The sequence below is a fragment of the Microcystis sp. M113S1 genome (assembly GCF_020246945.1).
GTDB lineage: Bacteria > Cyanobacteriota > Cyanobacteriia > Cyanobacteriales > Microcystaceae > Microcystis.
The window spans coordinates 1-7,215 of the sequence record NZ_JADBSA010000433.1 but is presented as its reverse complement, the minus strand read 5'-3'; the positions used below and the strand labels follow the sequence as shown (position 1 = coordinate 7,215).

Sequence of the window (7,215 nt, the reverse complement as noted above, 5' to 3'; positions counted from 1 at the left end):
CCTTACTTAGGTCTTACACGATTATGTCTGAACCGAACCTACTAGAATATCACTTGCTATCTAGTTATCCTTTTTATGGTTCACTCTCCAAGCGTTTTGGTCTTTCAACCAAGATTTGGGTATGCCCTACCCTATCTGTCTTACGACAAAGATTTTTACTGGTTTTTCATTCACCGTTGTTGAGCGGCTACTGCGCTATGTTTGACGAGGTTTTCGCTACCCTCCCTTTTTGTCTCTTATGCAGACTTTCGAGTTCAAGGGTTCAACTCAATCGAGCCATTCACTACCGCCCACTCAGGGGATTCAAACCAGTTTTATTTTAACATCAAGCCGTCCTAAAAGGACGGGGCTTTAACCCAAAATTTTGGTAAGGTATGAAATGAGGTCAGTGTGCTATTAAATACCTACGATCCCGAAGGCTTCTACGACGAACTATTCTTAGATGATGGTCAACCTCGTCCCCACGCGTCCCCTTTAATCAAATGGTTGCAGAATCTGCCCCCCCGAGAACTTCAACAACACCGGGAAACCGCTCAGTCGGCCCTGTTTGAATTGGGGGTGACTTTCAATGTCTATAGCGACAATCAAGGGGTGGAAAAAATCTTTCCTTTTGATATTATTCCCCGAATTGTCTCGGCTGAGGACTGGGATTATTTAGAAAGAGGCCTGAAACAACGCATCAAAGCTCTCAATCTTTTTCTCTCCGATATCTACAATGACCAGTTAATCATTAAAGATGGCATTATTCCCCCCGAATTAATCGCCTCGGCAACGGGATTTCTGAAACCCTGTGTGGGACTGAAACCCTCCGGAGGTATCTGGTGTCACATCACGGGAACCGATTTAGTCCGCGATAAGGATGGTCAATGGTACGTTTTAGAGGATAATTTGCGGGTTCCTTCCGGTATTTCTTATGTCCTCGAAAATCGTCGGGTAATGAAAAGCACCTTCCCCGATATTTTCCAGACAATGAATGTTAAACCAGTGGATGATTATCCTTCCCATCTGTTGGAAACTCTCCTTAATTTAGCACCGCCCCAATTGCCTAATCCCACCGTGGTGGTTTTAACCCCTGGAACCTATAATTCTGCCTACTTTGAACATTCTTTTATTGCCCAACAAATGGGGGTGGAATTAGTGGAAGGGCGTGATTTAGTCGTCTTTGATGGTTATCTACAAATGAAAACCACCAAGGGATTAAGACGGGTAGATGTGGTATATCGTCGCCTCGATGATGACTTTTTAGATCCGGCGGTTTTTCGTCCCGATTCGATGTTAGGTGTACCCGGATTATTAAAAGTTTTCCAGGAAGGTCGCGTCGCTTTAGCTAATGCCCCGGGTACGGGAGTCGCCGATGATAAGGTTATTTATGCTTTTGTCCCCGATATGATTCGTTATTATCTGCGAGAAGAAGCGATTTTAAATAACGTTCCTACCTATCTTTGTTGGCGAGAAAAGGACTTAGATTATGTTTTAAATAATCTCGATAAATTAGTTGTGAAAGCCGCTAATGAGTCGGGAGGTTATGGGATGTTAGTCGGTTCTCAAGCTACCCCCGAACAAAGGGCAGAATTTGCCCCACGCATTGCCGCTAATCCCCGCAATTATATCGCTCAACCAGTGTTAAGTCTTTCTAGGGTTCCCACTTTAATTGACACGGAAATTGAAGGTCGTCATGTGGATTTACGTCCCTATATTCTCCATCGTGGCGATGAAATTTATGTGCATCCCGGGGGGTTAACTCGCGTGGCTTTGAAAAAGGGTTCTTTAGTGGTTAATTCTTCTCAAGGTGGTGGCAGTAAAGATACTTGGGTTTTAACCAAGTAATCAAGACAATAATCAAAATTTTGCTGGGTTACGGCCAAAATTAAATCATGAGTCGAGTGCATAAATTATTTTCGCCCAATCCACCCTAACCTTTTCACTTTTTCCTGGTTAATTATGCTTAGTAGAGTTGCCGATTCAATTTATTGGTTAAATCGCTATATTGAACGGGCAGAAAACGTCGCCCGGTTTATGGATGTTAACCTTAATTTAATGTTAGATGTACCTACCAGTGTTTTGCAACAGTGGGAACCTTTGGTTTTAACCACGGGAGATTTAGAACAATTCAAGAAACGTTACGGCACAGCCACCGCAGAAAATGTGATCAATTTCTTGACATTTGACACGGAATATAGTAGTTCAATTATCTCTTGTTTGCGCTGGGCGCGAGAAAATGCTCGGTCAGTTCGCGAGATTATTTCTTCGGAAATGTGGGAACAGGTTAATGGTTTTTTCTTGATGGTAAAAGATGCTTCCTCTTACCATCCTCAAACTACTTTACCGAACTTTTTTACCCAAGTTAAATTGGCTAGTCACCGTTTTGCGGGGGTGATGGATGCAACGATGACTCATAATGAAGGTTGGCATTTTGGCGTTATGGGAAGATTACAGGAACGCGCCGATAAAACCGCCAGAATTCTTGATGTTAAATACTATTATCTCTTACCTTCCGCTCAATGGGTAGGAACTTCTCTAGACCAAATTCAATGGATTGCTTTACTGCGGTCGGTGAGTGCCTACGAAATGTATCGTAAATGTCAACGACGGATTACTCCTAGTGACGTGGCCGAATTTTTAATTCTTAATCGAGAATTTCCTCGTTCAATTCACTTTTGTCTGCGGGAATTAGACCACTGTTTGCATCAAGTTACTGGTACTCCTATAGGAACTTGGGGGAATTCGGTAGAAAGAAGTTTAGGGCGACTTGGTGCGGAAATGAGCTATCTAACTATCGAGGATATTATTGAAATGGGATTACATGAATTCCTCGACCATATTCAAAAAAGAGTTAATGATGTAGGAATAAAAATGACAGAAACTTTCTTTGTTTTTAATCCTGAACTTGCCTCACCTCTGCCAGTAAATAACTTTCAATATCAATCCCAATTAACAACTTAATGCGTTATCACATTCGGCATCAAACTAACTATTTCTATAATCAACCCGTGATTTTATCGCCCCATCTGCTGCGCTTGCGACCAAAATCCGATGGTGGGCAAACTTTACGAGAGTTCACGCTCAAAATTAACCCGGAACCTTTAACGATAACTAATATTATCGACCTCGATGGAAATTCTTGTTTACAAATTTGGTTTAATCAACCGACGGAAGAATTATTAATTGATGTGGTGAGTGAAGTAGAAACCCATGGAGTTAATCCTTTTCAGTATTTGTTGGAACCTTGGGCGACCTGTTTACCCTTTGATTATCCCATTTCTCTCCACAGTCAATTACAACCCTACAGACAATTTTATGGGTTAGCTAATGACCCTGATGTGGCAGCATTAGCCCAAGAAGTTATGCGGGAAACCGAGGGACAGGTGCTATCTTTCCTGTTTAATCTTAATGACAAAATTTACCGAAATTGTCAGCAAATTATTCGTCTTACTGGGGAACCCTATCTACCCGGAAACACTTGGAAAAATAAGCAGGGTTCCTGTCGCGATTTTGTGGTTTTATTTATGGATGTGTGTCGCTGTGTGGGATTGGCTTCCCGTTTTGTCAGTGGCTATCAAGAAGGAGATTTAGACCAAGGAGAAAGATATTTACACGCTTGGGTAGAGGTGTATTTGCCGGGGGGCGGCTGGAAAGGCTATGATCCTACCCATGGATTAGCGGTGAGTGACCGTCATATTAGCCTCGTTTCTAGTCCAATTCCCCGTTATTGCGCGCCGGTAGAGGGAAATGCTCGACCGGTTAATCTCGGTCATCAAGTGATAGAATCTCAGCTATCATCGACAATCGCGCTCGATTTGTTATCTTGAGGAAAATTCTTTATGGCTAAAGGATTTGGCACAGCAACAAAAGGACATTTAGGCTATGTTTTATTGTTGTGTCCTACTGCTAATGCCTATGCAGCTAATCATAGTTTAGATGGGGAGGGAGAGGAGTTTATTGGGGTTACTAATATGTTAGAAATGGCGCAAGTTTGGACTAAAAAAAGTGCGGCGCGTGAGGCAATAATCAAATATGCAGATTTTTTGATTGAACAGTTAGAAGAAACTCCTAAAGTAAATATTCAGATTAGAAGTTTAAAGCGTTTAGCCAATGGCAAGTTGGTTACGGAAGTGTTAGAGGAGTTAACTTTTGAACAAAATTCGGCTTCTCCTAGATAGAGAGCCATTTAATTAATTTTCTATGAAGAGTTAAATTATGTCGTCAACTGCCTACGAAACTGATTATAATCAATGGCTAAAAGAGACGGTAAAACAGTTACGAGGATGCTCTAGCCCTAACTAGAACTGCGCTAAAGCGCAACTATAAACCTATCAGAAGCCTAATATTCCCAAAATTATCGGTAAGGCTTTTTGACAGGCTTGGGCAAGTTTGCTGGCAGGTTCCAAAGCTTTAGCAATTGTTTCGAGAAAATTAACTGCTCGTTGGGCTTTCTTTTGCAATCCGGCATCATCAGGATTTTGACTAGCTTGGGCAATCTTTTTCACTTGGTTGGCGGCTTCGGCTTTTTCTTCTACATCTAAATGGCTGTCAATTTCAATCGCCTGAGTCAGTTCTTGCAGTAAAGCTTTAAGTTGGGCGTTTTCTGGGGAAGCATCGGCTGCAATTTGGTTGATGGTATTGGTTACATCGCCAATGATTTCGCCGAAATTGACGGCAGAATCATTAATATCGCGGATGGTAATATTTGGGGAACTGTCGTTACTGTTGCTCATGGCTTTTGCTTCTACATGGATGGGACGGTTGGCGAGGGTTTTGGTAATTTCCATCATATCAACACTTTGTTGGCGATAGATGGCAATTTCCGTCTCTTTGGCGGTGAGTTGTGCCTTATATTGGGCTTCGACGGCTGCGAGTTGTAGTTGATAATTTTGGTTAAATTCTTGATGAATTTTCTCTTTATCAGTATCGGGCGGTACATGGACTTTTACCACTATCACCCCATCTCCTTTATTGGCAATGCTCTGTATCTGAAGCGGCGTATCTTCATTCTGCACTTGCACTTCTTTTAAGGCAGCAATGAAAGCTTTCCAATCCACCCCATTGCGGAAAATGAGGTCAACGGTGTCGAACATTTCGGCAAACAATTTAGTAAATTCCCCTGGTTGAAATTCACCACTGCTGGGGCGGCGTTCTTTTTGCCCATTAAGCAGGTAAATATACTGGCAGTCAATCTCATCCAGTTGGGTGGTGGCATCAATATTCCAATTTTCCACGCAAGCACCCGTCAGAGTAGCATGGCGCAAATCGGTATTGACGGCGTTGACTTCGGTGAGGTTTGCCCCCGCAAGGTTGGCGTATTGCAAGCTGGCTTCACTGATATTCGCTAGGCGCAAGTTGGCAGTTTGCAGGTTTGCCCCGTCTAGGTATGCCCCCCGTAAATTGGCTTGGGCAAAGTCTTTTCCGGCTCCGGTGCGGGAATCAATCAGGAAATCCCTAACCTGGGGATTGGCTAATAAGGTATTGCCGGGGCGGGCTAATTCCAATTTAATTGCCTGCTTGAAGCAGGTTTTTTTCAGGATGGCGCGGTTGAAGTTGGTATTTTTCAACCTCGCACCCGTGAAATCTGCCTCGGTTAAATTAGCTTGAAAAAAGGATGTGCCACCAATAGCAGCAAAGGCTATCACAATTTGACGCAACCAAGGATCTCGGCTTTCCTGTTTGAGGGTCAGCCAACCGAGGCAAAAGTAAAATAGCGTCAAGGCTACGGCTACGGCTACGGCTACGGCTACGGCTACGGCTCCGGCTCCGGCTAGGGCTACGACTACGGCTACGGCTCCGGCTCCGGCTCCGGCTAGGGCTACGGCTACGGCTCCGGCTAGGGCTACGACTACGGCTACGGCTCCGGCTCCGGCTCCGGCTAGGGCTACGGCTACGGCTAGGGCTACGACTACGGCTACGGCTACGACTACGGCTACGACTACGGCTACGGCTCCGGCTCCGGCTCCGGCTAGGGCTACGGCTACGGCTAGGGCTACGACTACGGCGAAGGCGAAGGCTACGGCTCCGACTCCGGCCAAAATATTTTTACGCCAAGTGACAGCGCAAAAACAGATGAGAAAAATTAAGGTGGACCAACCAGCAACTTGGTTTTGTGTACTGGATGAATCAAAAATTAAGCTCACCAGATGAGCGGCTACGAGGGAAAAAAAACTCGAAATCACAATTAACACCAAAGCCAACCCCAACAAAATCACCACCCACCGCTTCGGCAATCCCGCCGTCGCCCCAGCAAACTTCACCCCCGTCAAATTCGCCCGACTAAAATTTGCCCCGCGTATATCACAGCCACTGAAATCCGCCTCTGCTAAGTCCGCGCCGCGAAAATTACCGCCTCGCAAGGATTCCCCCCGGAAATCCCGCCGCCCGTTTTTGTACTGCTCAATAACTGCCGCTGCCTTCATCGCTTGCAAAATTGCCATACTATGCCCTCAATCTTACTGCAAGTCAGAAAGCGGGTTTCTTTAGAGAATCCGATTGACACTCCCACCCCACTAAGCACTTCGGGATTCTTGGTTCAACGAGTCCACGTTCAAAAACCTGGCATTTTTATGGGCAATCGCGTCAGGTTCCACACCTCACGTTCTAGAATATATCTGGATTTCCCCCATAGATATCTACTACAATAGCCGAAAAACCCTATCTATCAATGGATACACCCATTAACCTTTCTTAATCTACTAAGTAATTTTCTATGGAGAGTTAAATTATGTCGTCAACTGCCTACGAAACTGATTATAATCAATGGCTAAAAGAGACGGTAAAACAGTTACAAGAGCGTAATTTTGAGCAGGTGGATTGGGATAATTTAATTGAAGAAATCGAGAGTATGGGGAAAAGTGATAGACGAGCTTTAATGAGTCTGTTAACCCGTCTTATCGAACATCTTTTAAAGCTGGCTTATTGGCAAGAAGAAAAAAAACGGTCAGGTAATCATTGGGCGGCAGAAATAGTCAATTTTCGCGCCCAAATTCAGCATCGTTTAGAAGACAGTCCCAGCTTACGGCCAGAATTAGCTGCTATGTATGATAAGGTTTATCCAGTGGCGATTAAATCGGTTTCTCAGCTTTTTTCCCTCAATTCAGACGCTCATATATCCCTCGAACAAACATTAGATGATAATTGGTTTCCCCCGGCTGAAAAATAGTTCTTATAGCAGTTATCTTAATGGTGAGGTATGAAGTTTTCGTTTTGGGGAGATGGGAGATTATTTTT

6 protein-coding genes and 1 pseudogene are annotated in these 7,215 nt (G+C 44.1%); 6 read left to right on the top strand and 1 reads right to left on the bottom strand.

The window, feature by feature from the left end:
- Positions 1-390: 390 nt before the first annotated feature.
- The 5 genes and pseudogenes from IM319_RS22050 to IM319_RS22030 all read left to right on the top strand — a co-directional run.
- Entirely contained in the window at positions 391-1,827 is a 1,437-nt protein-coding gene (locus IM319_RS22050) for a circularly permuted type 2 ATP-grasp protein (protein WP_287736932.1), read from the top strand.
- A 114-nt stretch (positions 1,828-1,941) separates the two neighbouring features.
- On the top strand, positions 1,942-2,943 hold the full coding sequence (locus tag IM319_RS22045) for an alpha-E domain-containing protein (protein WP_287676305.1): 1,002 nt from the start codon (positions 1,942-1,944) through the stop codon (positions 2,941-2,943).
- Positions 2,943-3,809 carry a transglutaminase family protein gene (locus IM319_RS22040; RefSeq protein WP_287686542.1) on the top strand — a complete coding sequence of 289 codons (867 nt, stop codon included), beginning with the start codon at positions 2,943-2,945 and terminating at the stop codon, positions 3,807-3,809. The genes IM319_RS22045 and IM319_RS22040 overlap by 1 nt, the downstream gene beginning before the upstream one ends.
- A 12-nt stretch (positions 3,810-3,821) precedes the next feature.
- Complete coding sequence (locus IM319_RS22035; RefSeq protein WP_286827287.1) at positions 3,822-4,160, top strand: hypothetical protein; 339 nt, start codon at positions 3,822-3,824, stop codon at positions 4,158-4,160.
- 37 nt (positions 4,161-4,197) lie between these two features.
- A pseudogene (locus tag IM319_RS22030) lies at positions 4,198-4,263 on the top strand (DUF29 domain-containing protein); the annotation flags it as partial.
- 50 nt (positions 4,264-4,313) lie between these two features.
- Here IM319_RS22030 and IM319_RS22025 read toward each other — a convergent pair.
- The gene (locus IM319_RS22025) at positions 4,314-6,404 is read right to left on the bottom strand and encodes a pentapeptide repeat-containing protein (protein ID WP_287736933.1); all 2,091 of its coding nucleotides are present in this window, start codon (positions 6,402-6,404) and stop codon (positions 4,314-4,316) included.
- A 305-nt stretch (positions 6,405-6,709) separates the two neighbouring features.
- Here IM319_RS22025 and IM319_RS22020 point away from each other — a divergent pair, with 305 nt between their 5' ends.
- The gene (locus tag IM319_RS22020) at positions 6,710-7,147 is read left to right on the top strand and encodes a DUF29 domain-containing protein (RefSeq protein ID WP_190381299.1); all 438 of its coding nucleotides are present in this window, start codon (positions 6,710-6,712) and stop codon (positions 7,145-7,147) included.
- Positions 7,148-7,215 lie beyond the last annotated feature (68 nt).